The organism is Granulicella sp. S156 (assembly GCF_009766105.1).
In the GTDB taxonomy this organism is placed as follows: Bacteria; Acidobacteriota; Terriglobia; order Terriglobales; family Acidobacteriaceae; genus Granulicella.
Genome location: NZ_LMUH01000022.1, coordinates 621947 through 638008, shown reverse-complemented (window position 1 = coordinate 638008; position 16062 = coordinate 621947). Strand labels below are relative to the sequence as shown.

Genomic DNA, 16062 nt, shown 5'->3' with positions numbered 1-16062 from the left:
TCAGCACCTCAGGGATGTTGATCTTGACCGGGCAGACTTCGTAGCATGCGCCGCAGAGGGTGGAGGCAAACGGCAGTGAGCGCGAGTGTTCCAGGGATTGCAACTGCGGAGAGAGGATGGCGCCGATGGGGCCGGAGTAGATCGAGCCATAGGCATGGCCGCCGGTCTCACGATAGACGGGGCAGGCGTTGAGGCATGCGCCGCAACGGATGCAGGCGAGGGTCTCGCGCTCTATGTCGTCTGCCAGAAGTTTGGTGCGGCCGTTGTCGAGAAGGATGACGTGAAAGGCCTGTGGGCCATCGCCCGGCGTGACGCCGGTCCAGATGGAGTTGTAGGGGTTCATGCGCTCGCCGGTAGCAGAGCGGGGAAGTGTTTGAAGGAAGACTTCGAGGTCGGCGAAGGTGGGGATTACTTTCTCGATGCCGATGAGGGTGATGAGCACGTCGGGCAGCGTGACGCACATGCGGCCGTTGCCTTCGGACTCGACGACGCCGACCGAGCCGGTCTCGGCGATGGCGAAGTTGGCTCCGCTGATGCCGATCTTGGCGCGCAGGAAGCGGTTGCGGAGATAGTGGCGAGCGGCGTTGGTGAGGTCTTCGGGCTGGTCGGTGAGATCGGGTAGCCTCATCTTCTCGCGGAAGATGTCGCGGATCTCAAAGCGATTTTTGTGCAATGCCGGAACGACGATGTGGGAGGGCTCGTCGTGGCCTAGCTGCACGATCATGTCGGCGAGGTCGGTCTCGATGGGCTTGATGTCCTCGGCTTCGAGGGCGTGGTTCATCTGCACTTCGTCGGAGGTCATCGTTTTCACTTTGATGACTTCAATGCCTGGCTCTATGCCGCCGTAGTGGCGGATAAGTTTGATGGCGATGTTGTTGGCTTCGTCGGCATCGCGCGCCCAGTGGACCTTGCCGCCGGCGCGTTCGCAGTTGCGGGCGAACTCTTCCAGGTAGTGGTCGAGATGCGCGAGCGTATGCGCCTTGACCTCACTGCCGGCTTGGCGAAGGTCCTCCCAGTCGGGCATCTCTTCTACGCGCAGTGCGCGTTTGCTGCGGATGACGTTCGTGGCGTGTGCGACGTTGCGGCGAAGCTGATCGTTCTTCAGCGCGGTCTTTGCCGCGATAGGGAAGTCGGGTGCTTTGGAGGTCTTGCCGACGACGATGCTCAAGCGAGGCCTCCGGTCGATTCGAGAATCTCTGCCAGGTGCAATGTGCGGACCTTCGAACCGGAGCGGTGCAGGCCGCCGTAGATCTGCATCAGGCAGGAGTTGTCGAGCGCAGTCACGACTTCGGCGCCGGTCTGTACGACGCAGGCGTCCTTTTCGGTGAGCATGGCTACGGAGACGTCGGGATTCTTGACGGCAAACGTGCCGCCGAAGCCGCAGCACTGCTCTTTATTCGGCAGCTCCAACAGGGTGAGGTCGCGGACGGAGCGCAGCAGCTTTACCGGCGCATCGCCCACGTGCAGCATGCGCAGGGAGTGGCACGAAGGATGGTAGGTGACGCTGTGTGGGAAGGCTGCTCCTACATCTTCCAGTCCGAGGCGGTTGACGAGCAGCTCGGAGAACTCGAAGACGCGGGGCAGAAGACTGCGAACTTCAGCCAGGAAGGCTGGATCGTCTTCGGCTTCAGCCATCATCACGTAGTGCTCGCGCATCATCGCCACGCAGGAGGCGGAGGGGACACAGACGGCCTCGGCGTCGCGGAACATCTCGACGAAGCGCCGCACCAGCGGCACGGCCTCGCGGTGGTAGCCGGTGTTGTAGTGCATCTGGCCGCAGCAGGTCTGCTGCACCGGGAACTCGATGGTGTGACCCAGACGTTCGAGCACACGCGTGACGGCGATTCCGGTCTGCGGGAACAGCGTGTCGTTATAGCAGGCGACAAAGAGCGCGATACGCAGAGAATTCCTCCAGGGATCTATCTCATGAGCGAAAAACAGTTTTCAAAGAGATTCTAATCGTTTCCGCGTTCAGCTCACTTTTAGATAGCTTCCATAACCGACCACAACTGTTGAGCCTATGAGGAGGGCTAGTCCGCAGCCAACCAGCAGACGGGTTCGCAGACTGGTATCTCGCCACTCTTTCAGGGCGATCCCCCACAGGTTCGCGAAGATGATGATACTCGCCATGTGCAGCGTCCAGCTGGCGAAGTCGTACTTGCCCATCTTGGTGGTGCCCATGGAGTAGAAGAAGAACTGGAAGTACCAGATCACACCGGCGGAGGCTGCCAGCAGGTAGTTGCGGGTCAGGACGCCGCTGCTGATGCGCTGGGTGAACTGGCGGGGGTCGACGTCCTGAAGCGTTTCGCCTGTGACCGTGGCGGTGCCCATGGGATTGTCGCCGGGCGCGCCCGCGAACTGGCCGATGGAGCGGTTACGCACGATGAGGATGGCCGACCAGATGAGATTGGTGACGAAGCCTCCCCAGAGGACGACGATCAGAACCGGGAGGTTGGAGTAAAGATCCTTGCCGCCCGCGGCTTTGAGCTGTATGCGGGCGATGTCGGCGATCGGTTTACCGGCGTCCAGGCCGAAGGCGAAGAAGGAGCTCATGATGCCGGCGAAGATCGCGATGATGAGGCCCTTGACGAAGGAGAAGTCGCGTTCCCCGGCTGCAGCCTTGTCCTCTTCGCTGACCTCTTGTTCCTTGGAGTAGCCTGCAGCGCCGCTGACGGCGATGGCGAGGATGCACATCGCCACGCCGCACAGGATGACCTGGCCGGAGCGCTCGTGGAGAATGGTATGCATCTGGCCGTGGAAGATGGGCGGGATGAGGGTTCCGAAGGCGGTGCAGAAGCCCAGCGCGATGGCATAGCCGAGGCCCAGGCCGAGATAGCGAATAGCCAGTCCGAAGGTGAGGCCGCCGACCCCCCAGAGCGTGCCCCAGAAGACCGCCCAGGCGATACTCGTTGCTGGGGCGGCGTGCAGGACGGCGAAGAGGTGTGGAACAAAGATGGCGGCCAGCAAAGGAGGAGCGATGAGCCAGGCGGCGACGCCCTGGATGATCCAGTAGATCTCCCACGACCAGCGCTTGATGCCGCGAAACGGTATAAAGTTGCTGGCTGAGCAGAGACCGCCGAGCCAGTGAAAGAGGACGCCGACAAAGGGATTTGGCCCCACAATAGACCTCGAACGCACATTCCGGGGATTAAATTCGACAGCTTCCGGCGGCGCAGTTATCGTAACCGATAGGAGTGTCAATAAGAAACTATTTTCCTATTGGATGAATTTCAGTGAGTGAAATTTTGAACGTAAAACAAGATTTCTCAAGGCAAAAAATTTCAATACGTATTATAGTTCCGTTTGAGAATAGACTGGCTCTTGAGCCGGCCCCGAGGTGAATTGCTTCATGTCGAACGATCAGGCCAAAGAGCGGGTTTTTCGCGCTCTCGATGACTTTGCTATTGCGATTCCCTCCTGGGGCTTTGCCAATACCGGAACACGTTTCGGCAAGTTCGTACAGGCCGCGGCGGCAACCAACATTGAAGAGAAATTTGCCGATGCCGCGGAAGTGCACCGGCTGACCGGAGTTACGCCGACCATGGCACTGCATGTGCTATGGGATCTGCCTAACGGGGTGGCCGATGCCCCGAAGATCAGGGCGCTGGAAGCGAAGACCGGTATACGTGCCGGGTCGATTAATCCGAACCTGTTTCAGGAGGCCGAGTACAAGTACGGCTCCATCTGCAACCCGAGCGCGGAGGTGAGAGAGAAGGCCACTGCGCACCTTTTGACCTCAGTCGAGATCGGCAAGGCTCTGGGAAGTGCGGAGGTCTCTCTATGGCTTTCCGATGGATCGAACTATCCTGGCTCGCAGAGCATCCGCCGCCGTATCGGCTGGATGAAAGAGGCGTTGGCAAAGACACATGCCGCGCTTGCGCCGGGCCAGACCCTGCTGGTGGAGTACAAGCCTTTCGAGCCGGCCTTTTACCATACCGATATTGCCGATTGGGGCATGGCGCTTGAGATCGCGCGCAGTGCGGGGCCGCAGGCGAAGGTGCTGGTGGATACGGGCCATCACTACCAGGGGACGAACATTGAGCAGATCGTCGCATGGCTGATAGAGCTCGACGCTCTGGGCAGCTTCCACTTCAACGACCGCAAGTATGCCGACGACGATCTGACGCTGGGGTCGATCGACCCGTACCAGATCTTCCGCATCTTCCACGAGATCCTGTTCGAGAAGAGCAAGGGCGGCGTATTCAACGCGCCGACGTTCATGATCGACCAGAGCCACAACCTGAAGGGCAAGGTGGAGGCGATGGTGCAGACTGTCGTCACCGCGCAGGAGCTCTATGCGAAGGCTGCGCTGGTCGATCACGCCGCGCTTGCCGAGCTGCAGGACAGTTGCAGCCTGGTCGATGCGGAAGAGGCGTTTCGTGGGGTGTTCTGGCAGGACGTGCGCCCATGGCTGGCGGAGTGGCGCGAAGCACGCGGTCTGCCTGCCCATCCCCTGGCCGCGTTGCGCGAGGGTGGATACGTGGAACGCATCACCGAAGAGCGTAAGGAGAAGAATACTGCCGGTGCCAGTTCGTATGCCTGAGGCTGCGAAGTTTACAACTGTATTTCTGTGATGTAAGAATTCATTAGAGGAATTGCGGATTGGCCGCATGCCCCGTGAGTTTTGCATACCCGGAAGGGGTTGAGATGGCGCCTAAGACGAAGACGAAGCGGCTGTATCTGATTCCTGTTCTCACCAAGGCGCTGGACATCCTGGAGCTTCTGCAGAATGAAAACCAGCCGATGGTGCTGGAGACCATCCACAAGCGCACCAAGATTTCGAAGACCACCGTCTACCGGATTCTGAAGACGCTGGTTCATCGCGGCTACGTTGGACAGACGGCGGACCGGCATTACCGGCACATTGCGCGGCCCAAGAAGCTGCGTTTTGGCTTCGGTAGCCAGAGTGCGGAGATGCCGTTCTCCGAGGCGGTAACGGCGAGTCTGCGCGACGCGGCGGTAGCGGTTGGCGTCGATTTGCTGGTGCTGGATAACCGCTACAACGCGGCGACGGCCATTGAGAATGCCGAGACGTTTATCCGCGAGCGGGTCGACATCATTATTGAATTTCAGGTGGACGAACACGCCGCCCCGATTATTGCCGACAAGATCGCCGAGGCGAAGATTCCTCTGATTGCAGTAGACATTCCGCATCCCCATGCGACGTATCTCGGAGTCGACAACTACCGTGCCGGCCGGGAGGCAGGCGGTCTGCTGGCGGAGTTTGCGCAGCAACGCTGGGGCGGCAAGATTGATTGGATGATGGGTCTCGATCTGGCGGAGGCCGGGCAGTTGGTGCAGAGCCGCATCACGGGGGCTTTTGAGGGAGTGAAGACGCGGTTGCCCGATCTGCCTGTCGAGTGCTTCGTCCGGATCGATGGACGCGGAATGCGCGATCTCAGTTACAAGCTGGTTCTCGACTTTCTGAAGCGTCACCCGAAGGACAAGCACATCCTGATTGCAGCGGCGAATGACACCAGCGCGATGGGTGCTATTGCTGCGATTCGCGATCTGGATCGCGAGAAGCATGTGGCCATTGTGGGACAGGATTGCCTGGAAGAGATGGTGATCGAGATGCAGCGGCCGGGAAGCCCGGCGATTGCGTCCATCTCGCATGAGGTGGGGCGGTATGGGCCGAGATTGATCGAACTTGGCCTGGCACTGCTGCGTGGGGAGACGGTGGCTCCTTACAACTATGTCGAGCATGTGGCGATTACCGCGGATCGTGCCGGCCGCGGGTTGGAGGCCGATGCAGGACTTGCGCCGGTGGCTTTAGCTTCTAAAGCCGGAGATGAGAACAAGTCTGCGTCGAAGCGTGGCCGGAAGTCGAAGGAAAGCGCAGGGAAGAAGGCGAAGTAGAGCGTAAATCGCCGTTGCTCTTGTTTTTCTTTCTGTCATTCCGAGCGTAGCGAGGAACCTGCTTTCTCGCGTTCGTTGTTCGTGCTGCCCATAAATATGTGGTCTGGAACTGGAAGACATGGTTTGCGCTAAGGCATAGCATTTGTGGTGGCACTAGCGAAAACGGGAGAAACCAGGTTCGCTCCCCTTCGGCTTCGCTCAGGGTCGGAATGACAAACTAGAAAAACAAGGCAATTTTCTCTATAGAAATATTTGTCCTATTGGTATTCTATGTGTAATCATCATCACGCCGCACAAGCGGGTGACTCACATTACAGGACCGGAAAATCTGAATGACAACCTCCAATAAACTCCACTTCCTCGAAGACCGCTGGGACGAGGCTGTGGCTTCGAAACTCGACGCACCAGAGCTGCTGCGCTATCGCTCCAACCTGCTGGGCTCCGACCTGCGGCTGACGAACTTCGGTGGCGGCAACACGAGTTCCAAGATCGAAGAGACCGATCCGCTCGACGGGCAGAAGAAGACCGTGCTTTGGGTGAAGGGCTCCGGTGGGGACCTTGGCAGCATCAAGAGGTCCGGTTTTGCGACCTTGTACCTCGACAAGGTATTGTCCCTGGCCAAGAGCTACAAGGGCGTTGAGCTCGAAGACGAGATCGTCTCGATGTATCCGCTCTGTACGTTCAATAACAATCCGACGGCGGCCTCTATCGATACTCCGCTGCACGGCTTTCTGCCAGCTCCGCATGTGGACCATCTGCATCCTGACTGGGCGATTGCGCTGGCTGCTTCTGCCAACGGCAAAGAGAAGATGGAAGAGTTCAACCAGCGCTTCGGGCACAAGATGGTCTGGGTGCCGTGGCAGCGCCCGGGTTTTGAACTTGCAATGATGTTGCAAAAGGCTGTTGCCGCCAGACCCGGCTGTGATGGCGTTGTGCTGGGCGGACATGGTTTGTTTACGTGGGGGCAGACGCAGCGCGAGAGCTATCTGAACACGATCACGATCATCGACCAGCTTGGTCTGTTCATTCAGGAACATGCAGCGAAGAAGCGAAGCAGTTTTGGCGGCGCGAAGCACACGTCGCACGAAGAGCGGAAGAGTCTTGCGCTGAAGCTGATGCCGGCGATTCGTGGCCGTGTCTCTGCAAAGCAGCGTGTCATCGGCAGCTTTACGGACGCGCCGGATGTGCTGGCGTTCGTGAACTCGAGCTCGGCGAAGAAGCTGGCGCATCTCGGCACTAGCTGCCCGGACCACTTCATCCGCACGAAGATTCGTCCACTGTTCATCGACTGGGATCCTGCGACGAGCCTTACCGATCTCGAGGCGAAGCTGGATGAGTCGCTTGAGACCTATCGTGCCGAGTATGCGGAGTATTACAAGGCGCATGCGGCGACGGAGTCCCCGGCTATGCGCGATGCGAGCCCGACGGTTGTGCTGGTGCCGGGTATTGGCATGTTCAGCTTTGGCAAGAACAAGGCGGAGTCGCGCATCACAGGCGAGTTTTATATCAATGCGATTCATGTGATGGAAGGTGCGGGAAGTCTGGATGAAGGCAAGTTGCCTGCGGAGTTGCCGCAGGCGGGTTGCGCGCCGACTTCTGCATTTAGCGTGCATGAGAACTATGTTGCGCTGCCGCCGAGCGAAGCCTTCCGTATCGAGTACTGGGCGCTGGAAGAGGCAAAGATTCGCCGTCAGCCGCCGGAGAAGGAGTTGAGTCGGCGTGTTGTGCTGGTAGTCGGCGGCGCAAGCGGCATTGGGCGTGAGACGGTCCTGCTGGCTGCGGAACGCGGGGCGCATAGCGTGGTTGCCGATCTTTCGCTGGAAGCTGCGCAGAAGGTGGCGGATGAGGCGAAGGCTATCGGCGGCAAGGAGTGCGCGGTGGCTGCCGCCATCGACATCCGCAAGCGCGATGCGATCAAGAGCGCTCTGGATGCGACGATTACAGCGTTCGGCGGCGTCGACATTCTGGTGAACACAGCTGCCATCTTCCCGACTTCACCGGATGGCACGATCAGCGATGCGCAGTGGGCTTTGACGCTGGAGATCAACGTTACAGCGAACTACCTGCTCACGGATGAAGCGCAGAAGGTCTTCAAGGTGCAGGGAATACCCGGCAGTGTGGTGCTGACGAGCTCTGCGAACGCGGTTGTTGCCAAGCGCGGCTCAGAGGCTTATGACGTGAGCAAGGCGGCACTGAGCCATCTGGTGCGCGAGCTTGCGATTACGTACTCTCCGCTGCTGCGCGTGAACGGCATCAGCCCGGCAACGGTTGTGAAGGGATCGACGATGTTCCCGCGCGATCGCGTGAAGGCGTCGCTCACGAAGTATGGGATTGCGTTCGACGATAACGGCAGCGACGACGAGATTCGCAATCTGCTGGCCGCGTACTATGCCAAGCGCACGCTGACACATGTGCCTATCGATCCGAAGGACTGCGCGGAGGCTATCTTGTTTGTTGGCGGCCCCAAGGCTCCGGTGACAACGGGTCACCTGATTCCAGTTGACGGTGGCCTGACCGAGGCATATCTGCGATGAGCGTAGGCGGTACAGCGGCAACTCTTACTCTGCCAGAACCAACCGATCGGCGTGCGCTGGTTGCGATCGATCTGGGGGCGGAGAGCTGCCGCGTATCTTTGCTGCGCTGGTCTGCAGAAGGTCCGCGAATTCAGTTGGTGCATCGTTTTGCGAATCATGCGGCTGAACGCGCGGATGGTCTGCGGTGGGATCTCGGCTGTATCCTCGACGGACTACATACGGGACTGCGTCTTTGTGCAGAGATTGCGCAGGAGGGCGTGCGGTCGATTGCCGTGGATGGCTGGGCGGTAGACTACGTGCGGCTCAACGCGAGCGGTATGGCGATTGCCGATCCGTTCTGCTATCGCGACGAGCGCACGGTTGCTGCGGAGCCGGCGTTGCATGAACGCCTCTCGGCGGAGCGGATGCGTGAGATTACAGGCTTGCAGCTGCTGCGGATCAACAGCGTCTACCAGATGTTTGCCGACGATGCTGAGCAGAAGAGACGCTGCTGGCTCAACCTGCCCGAGTACGTTCTGCATCGGCTCGGCGGTGATGCGGTTTCAGAGCGTACCAATGCAACGCATACGCAGATGGTCGGGCTCGATGGAGAGTGGTCGAGGGAGATCTTTGAGGCGATTGGGCAATCATTGTTAGAAGCTCCGCCGATCGTTTCGCCGGGAACCGATATAGGAGAGGTGCAGGGTGAACTGGCGTTGCTACCCGTGTTTGCGAAGACACGCCTGATTGCGCCGGCATGCCACGATACGGCTTCGGCGATTGCCGCTATTCCTGATCCGGGTGACGACTGGGCCTACATCAGCTCGGGCACGTGGTCTCTGGTGGGAACGCAGTTGAAGACTCCAGTGAACTCAACTGCCGCGCGCGAAGAGAACTTCACCAACCTGGGTGGAGTGGATGGAACAGTCTGTTTCCATAAAAATGTGAATGGGATGTGGCTTCTGCGGCAGTGCCTTGAAAGCTGGAGAGAAAGAGGCACGACTCTCGATCTCACGGAGCTGGTTGCGGCGTCTGAAGAGTTTAGTCCTCGGGAGTATGTGCTGCATGTGGATGATCCGGACCTTATGCTCCAGGGCCACATGCCGGAGCGCATCAATACACAGCTTCGGCGTCGCGGATTGGCTGAGTTGAGTCCAGAGGCCAAGGATGCGGCTGAGATGGCCTCGTTCCTCTTTCATAGCCTGGCGGCGCGATATGCGCATGTGCTGCGCAGTGTTGCAGAGATTACCGGCAAGCGCTTGCGGCGGCTCTACATGATGGGTGGTGGAAGCCAGAATGATTTTCTGAATCGGCTGACTGCGAAAGCCACGGGGCTTGAAGTATTGAAGGCGGGGACGGAGTGCTCTACATTGGGCAACTTTGCTGTTCAGCTTGCGACTTTAGAGAAGACAGGCGAGACGAGTTCGCGACCGGCGTGTATCTGGGCAGGTAGGCTTGCGAAGGTGCAACAAGTTTGAGCCGACACAGGCCTTAGCTGTGATCCATCCGGTGCAATGGCACAGGTGTTATCGATAAGGTGAAGATGAGCAGGAGCGGTCGGGCGTTCGCCCGATGCCCACCTTAGCCGCGCAAAAGACGCGCGTCGAAGATGGGGCACCCGGGATGTTGCTGGTGCGGGCAAGTTACAGCCGCAGAGCTTGGTTGCGCTATGCTGAATCCACACGAATCATCCAGTCGGTTTTTCCCGGCCCAGTCTGTGGGGCTCTTAACCGAACTTCCACCTGCGGGGTTGAACGATGGATTCCTCCATGGTCGCGACGGTAAGCGACGACCAGAAGACTGAGACTTCGCCGTCTTATGGGCTGCGGCAGCATGTGCTCTCTCCGCTCGAAACATTGGCGCAGTCTGTCTCCCTGATTGCTCCAAGCACGACGCCAACGCTTACAGTGCCTTTGGTATTTGCGCTGTGCGGAGCAGGTACAGGTCTCGCTTACCTGATTGCGACTGTTGCAGTCGTTCTGGTGGCACTGTGCGTAGCGAGCTTCGCACGCGAGTCAGCTTCGCCAGGCTCGCTGTACAGCTATGCCCACTCGTCGCTTTCACCCGCGTGGAGCGCGGTAACCGCATGGGCACTGTTCTTTGCGTATGTGACGACTGCATCGTCGGTTATCGGAGGCTTTCTCAACTATGCGTATGTCTTCCTCGATGAATACCACCTGCATGTGTCTCCTGTGCTGCTGTCGCTGGTAGCAGCCGGTGGAGCGATGTGGGTTGCGTACCGCGATATCAAGGTGTCGGCGGAGCTGATGCTGTGGATCGAAGGGGTGTCGGTGTGTCTTGTTGCCTTCGTCACGGGCATTACGCTGTGGAAGCATGGACTGCACTTCGATGTGTCGCAAGTGCGTCTCAAGGGAGTCTCCGCGCAGCAGGTAAGGATGGGCGTCATGCTGGCGATCTTCAGCTTTGTAGGCTTTGAAAGCGCGACGACACTCGGCTCGGAGGCCCGCGAGCCCCTGAAGACGATTCCTCGTGCGGTCATTCAAAGTGCTCTGCTGGCGGGCGTGTTCTTCATTGTCTGTACCTATGGTGAGATTCTTGGATTTCACGGATCTCCAACGACGCTGGATGCCAGCGCTGCGCCTTTTCACTATCTCTCCGCGCAGGCTGGGGTCAGGATCGTTGGCACGGTCATCGATGTGGGTGTGCTGATCAGCATGTTTGCGGCGACGCTGGCCTGTGTCATTGCCGCATCGCGCGTTCTGCTGCTGATGGCACACCACGGTCTTGCGCATAGCCGGTTCGGGGTCACACATGCTCGCAATGAGACGCCTGGTCTGGCTAGCATCCTTACGGCAGTACTTGCGTTCCTGCCGGTCGCAGTGATTGCTCATCGCGGCGCCAGTGGAGCAGATATCTATGGCTGGATGGGCACGCTGGCGGTCTTCGGCTTCCTCACGGCGTATACGATGGCGGCCATTGCACTCGCAGTGCATCTGCGGCGAGAGCAGCGGCTGACCTTGGCGAAAGGTCTGCTCGCTGCCGCGGCGACGCTGGCGATGGTTGCCGCTCTGGTGGGAAATATCTTTCCTGTTCCACCGGCCCCTTACCGCTACTTCCCCTATATCTACGGTGTGTATCTGGTGTTGGCTATGGGCTGGTATGGCTTGAGCCGGCAACGCGATCGAGCGTAGATCTGCTGATAAGCCGGTCTTTTTCCGCAGGCTCGGCGTTGAAAGCGCATATTTTTATTGGATTCCGTTGAATTGTCGGTTATTCTTTGGTCATCGCAACACAATTTACGGGACGCCAACCGCTCCTCTAACCCAGTACCTGGCTTCGAACTTAACCATTCGATCGAACCTATCTTTTTAACCTCGATTGAATTGCTCAGTAAGTGTCCTTGCGGCACGGCGCGGAGTTGTATCCGTTGTCGAAACTAGAACGTACATCCCCAGTCGTCCGGGGCTGTACCTCCGTTTTTAAAGACGTACCCAAAGTGCTGTGGATACGGGGCGGAAACGCCGCTCCGATCGCAGACAACAAGTTTCAGAACAACGGCCTCTGGGCTGCATGCGATACGTGTATCTATCCATTGCGGCGCTCCCGTGGGTTCTTCATAGGAGGTAACACCTTGCTATACCTACGCAGAACGGCCGCGTCGCTTGTCCTTTTCACACTTTGCTTTTTCTTCCTGGCAACGAATACAGCCCGCGCTCAGCAGACCCTTGGTGGCATCGTCGGAACGGTGACCGACCCCTCGGGCAGCGTCGTGCCCGGTGTGCAGGTGAAGGCTGTTTCGGACGATACGAAGCTTACGCGCACCGCTCAGTCCAGTGGACAAGGTTCTTACACTCTGAACGATCTGCCCATCGGCAAGTACACGCTCACGTTTACGCGCGACGGCTTTACGTCCCAGAAGTATCCGGGCATTGTGGTCCAGGCGGACCGCACGGTTACCCTTCCGGCACAGCTTGCCGTGGGCGCCGTTGCCGACTCTGTAACCGTCGAAGTTAATCCGCTGCTGAACGCCACCGACACGACCAACGGCTATGTGCTCGACAAAGCTCAGATTGAAAACATTCCGATGCCTGCTGGCAGCGTACTTGGCGCTGCCACACTCTCCGCCGGTGTCAACGCTGAACTCTCACCTGGCACCGGAGCGAATGCCGGTCTTGGCAATCCACCTATCTGGGCCAACGGCCAGCGCGATACCAGCAACAGTTTCTCTTTGAATGGTGTTGACTCCAGCAACCTCTTCAACGGCAAGAGCACCAGCGAAGTGGGCTCAGCGCGTGTGATCAACAGCACCGGCGTCTCTACGAGCAACGGTGCCGGCGGCGTTATTTCGTCGACAGCCTCCATCTACCTCTCCATTGGCAACGCCATCCCTACGCCTGCCCCTGAGACCATTCAGGAGGTTCGCGTGAATGCTTCCATGTACGACGCCTCGCAGGGGTCTACTTCCGGTGCTCACATCGATCTCAGCACGGCGTCCGGTACGAACAGCTACCACGGCACGCTCTATGGTCATCGCGGCACCAACTGGCTCAACGCCGCGCCGTTCTTCTTCAAGAACGATGGCGACATCCCCGATAACCTCAAGAACCCGGAGTTGCATCGTTACACGGTCGGTGGCACATTCGGCGGTCCTATTATCAAGGACAAGCTCTTTGGCTTCGTTGCCTATCAGCATGTGCATGTCTCTGATCAAGAGATCGGGGACGACTTCCTCAACGTGCCCGTGGGTCTCTCAGACACCACCCGCAGTGCGGCTGGTTTTGCGGGTATTGTCGCCGCACAGTACCCCGACGCAAGCGTTACAACGGGCAACGATCTGGCCGCAAGCGATATGAACACTACGGCCCTCGCCTTGTTCAACTCACCTGCGCTTCCAGGGGAACCCGGCAAATGGCTGATCCCTAATGACACAGGATCAGGTTTGCTTTCGCCCTCTCATCCCTTCAACGCCTTCCTTCCTGGAACCGGTCGTTTCAAGGCCGATCTGGCGGTGGCTAACCTCGACTACAACGCCACCGCGAAGGACACTGTCGCGCTGAAGTATTACTACCAGCACGATCCCACGATTGCTCCGTATGCGTACTCCAGTGTCCCTGGATTCACCCAGCATCTTGATGCCGGAGCGCAGGTCTTCTCCATCATCAATACCTACCTCATCAAGTCCAACCTGAGCACTACGGAGACTGTCGGTGTTCTTCGCGAGAAGATCTGGGGCGATAATGAGCAACCCTTTGGCCCTAGTGCTATCCCGGGTGGCTCCTTCGGAACGGTGTCGATCAATGAGTTCGGTTCCAACTACTTTCCGGGCGTCTCTATCTACAACGTACTCGGCAATGCGGCGACCAACGCCGGCCTTAGCAGCAAAGGAGTTTTGAACATCGGCCCCAATGCGGAGGGCCAGGCTCCCAACACCGGTGTCTTCCAGAATCGCATTGCGCCTTCAGGTAACGCTATATGGACGCTCGGCAAGCACACCATCAGCTTCGGCACCAGCTACACGTATACGCAGCTCAATACTATTGACAAGCGCACTGGCAAAGGTACTGTCGCCACCGACGATCTCAGCGCCTTTTCCCAGGGCTTTGTCACTCCTGGCAGCTCCGCCACCGGCTTTTATGTCAGTTCCTTCCTGCAGGGTGACGCTAATCGCTACTACCGTGCCAATCAGCTTGGCACTTACGTGCAGGACAAGATCCAAGTCACACCGAATCTTTCGCTCACGGCGGGCCTTCGCTATGACTGGGATGGCGGGTTGACCGAGAAGTACGGCCGCCTCTATAACTTCGCTCCCAATCTCTACAACTACAGCGCGACCGCTGACACCATCGTCAATCCAGGACTGGTGATAGCCGGCAACAACGCCGAAGGTACGGCTGGTGTAAGCCCGACCACGTTGACCGGTCGCCAGTGGGGCATTGCTCCTCGAGTGGGTCTTGCCTGGCAGCCTGAGGAGTTCCATAACAAGCTCGTCGTCCGTACAGGTTTTGGTATGTATTATGACCGCGGCGAACTGTTCAGCTACTTCTCTCCCGGTTACGCGATCGGCACGGTGACTGGAGGTCCCTTTGGCGTGAACCAGTCGCTTCCTTTCGTCAATGCCTCCAGCTGCCCTGTCGGGAGCCTCTACGACTACTACATTCCGACCTGCGGCGGTGGCGGTGGCTTCAACCCTCCGACTGCACTTCCAACCGACGCTGAAGGCAATCTGGCGAATCCCTACGGTCTATCACCGCTGCCTGCGCCGAACAACCCCAAGGCCTCTGACCTCAGCAAGTACCTGCCTAACCTGGCGAGTATCAGCAATGGCGGCCAACCCATCTCACTGGGTGTCTATGATCGCGCTAACACGCTGCCCTACACCTTTAACTACACCTTTGATATCCAGTGGCAGCCACGCAATGACCTGGCCATCGACCTGGCCTACGTTGGCAACATCGGTCGCCATCAGGTTATTCCGCTGCCATTCAACCAGCCGGGAATCGCCTCTCCTGGCAATCCTATTCACGGAGAGCAGTACAGCTACGGCTACACCGTGGGAGGAGCTACCCTGCCCAATGGCAATAGCTACGACGCTGACTACGAAGGCGGCAACGTCGATCATCGCGTTCCCTATGTCGGCTATGCCGCGGAGTCTATCGACTATAAGGCTGTGGGCATTGACGATTACAACGCACTTCAGGCCCACATCGAAAAACGCATGAGCCATGGCTTCCAGGTAGGGGCTTCTTATACCTATTCGCATGCTCTTGATGAGCAGAGTGGCCTTGGCCTCTTCTATAACGGTAACGATCCTAACAATCTACAGAGCGGTTATGGTTCTTCCGACTTCGATCGTACTCATGTCATCAACTTCAACTACGTCTACCAACTGCCGGACTTTTATGGCAAGGGCACGCTTGCCGGTAAGCTCGCCGATGGCTGGTCGTTAGTTGGTCTCACCGTACTACAGAGCGGCCAGCCCTATAGCGTCATCGACTTTAGCGGTGCTATCGGCAGCATCTACTACAGCACTGCCGATGGCATCACGAATCCCATTGTGCCGCTTGCTCCAGGTTGCACGGCTAAGAACGCTAAGACCGGTCTCTCCGGGGCCTTCAATGGCGCGAATCCAAATGATGTTGCACTAAAAGCGAACTGCTTCACGCTTCCAATTCTGCCAGCAGGAGGCTTGAATGGCGCCATTCCCACCTCGGACCCCTACGAAACTGGCTTTACTAGCGGCCAGCGCAATATCTTCCGTCAGGCCTTCCAGAAGCGTGCTGATGCCTCGCTGGTCAAAGTCACAAACTTTACCGAGCGATATGCTCTCAAATACACATTCGATGTCTTCAATCTCACGAACACCAGCAGCTTTGACGTGCCCGGCAACGAAGTCTCGCAGAACATAAACTACACCTCTTTCCCAACGGGGGGAACGACTCCGCTGCCTACCGGCTGCAATGCACAAGGGCAACAGACAAATACCAGCTTCTACAACTGCCCCGCAGGTCTGGGTATAGTCAGTCACACTATCGGCAGCCCACGACAGATCCAGATGTCGTTGCAGTTGACCTTCTAAAGCGGTTCCCATAACCCTCACAACAGAACGGCGGAGCTTAGGCTCCGCCGTTCTGTCGTTGATGTAGCGTAGTGTAATCCTGTAGGTTCCGGGCTTAGCATCCCTCGGAAAGGTGTAAAAGAGATAAGGAAATCGCGCGACGTGGCGGCTTTA

The 16062-nt window shown here is 58.2% G+C and carries 9 protein-coding genes; 6 read left to right on the top strand and 3 right to left on the bottom strand.

Annotated elements, in window-relative coordinates; all coding sequences use genetic code 11:
- The 3 genes from GSQ91_RS18360 to GSQ91_RS18350 form a co-directional block, all read right to left on the bottom strand.
- Positions 1 to 1168: LutB/LldF family L-lactate oxidation iron-sulfur protein (locus GSQ91_RS18360; protein WP_254064691.1), on the bottom strand; the 1168-nt coding region annotated here is incomplete at its 3' end.
- A complete protein-coding gene (locus GSQ91_RS18355) occupies positions 1165 to 1902 on the bottom strand; it encodes a (Fe-S)-binding protein (protein ID WP_158823285.1) in 738 nt (245 codons plus the stop codon). The genes GSQ91_RS18360 and GSQ91_RS18355, both read right to left, overlap by 4 nt.
- 69 nt (positions 1903 to 1971) lie before the next feature.
- On the bottom strand, positions 1972 to 3120 hold the full coding sequence (locus GSQ91_RS18350) for an L-rhamnose/proton symporter RhaT (protein WP_158823284.1): 1149 nt from the start codon (positions 3118 to 3120) through the stop codon (positions 1972 to 1974).
- 229 nt (positions 3121 to 3349) lie between these two features.
- On the opposite strand from GSQ91_RS18350, the gene GSQ91_RS18345 reads away from it, so the two are divergent.
- From GSQ91_RS18345 to GSQ91_RS18320, 6 genes are all read left to right on the top strand, one after another.
- Entirely contained in the window at positions 3350 to 4543 is a 1194-nt protein-coding gene (locus GSQ91_RS18345; RefSeq protein WP_158823189.1) for a TIM barrel protein, read from the top strand.
- A gap of 104 nt (positions 4544 to 4647) precedes the next feature.
- A complete protein-coding gene (locus tag GSQ91_RS18340; protein ID WP_158823188.1) occupies positions 4648 to 5859 on the top strand; it encodes a substrate-binding domain-containing protein in 1212 nt (403 codons plus the stop codon).
- 332 nt (positions 5860 to 6191) lie between these two features.
- Positions 6192 to 8393, top strand: a complete 2202-nt coding sequence (locus GSQ91_RS18335) for a bifunctional rhamnulose-1-phosphate aldolase/short-chain dehydrogenase (RefSeq protein WP_158823187.1) — start codon at positions 6192 to 6194, stop codon at positions 8391 to 8393.
- Entirely contained in the window at positions 8390 to 9850 is a 1461-nt protein-coding gene (locus GSQ91_RS18330; RefSeq protein WP_158823186.1) for a rhamnulokinase family protein, read from the top strand. The genes GSQ91_RS18335 and GSQ91_RS18330 overlap by 4 nt, the downstream gene beginning before the upstream one ends.
- A gap of 279 nt (positions 9851 to 10129) precedes the next feature.
- Positions 10130 to 11524: an APC family permease gene (locus GSQ91_RS18325; protein WP_158823185.1), complete on the top strand. Its 1395-nt coding sequence runs from the start codon at positions 10130 to 10132 to the stop codon at positions 11522 to 11524.
- 440 nt (positions 11525 to 11964) lie between these two features.
- Positions 11965 to 15909: a TonB-dependent receptor gene (locus tag GSQ91_RS18320; RefSeq protein WP_158823184.1), complete on the top strand. Its 3945-nt coding sequence runs from the start codon at positions 11965 to 11967 to the stop codon at positions 15907 to 15909.
- Positions 15910 to 16062 lie beyond the last annotated feature (153 nt).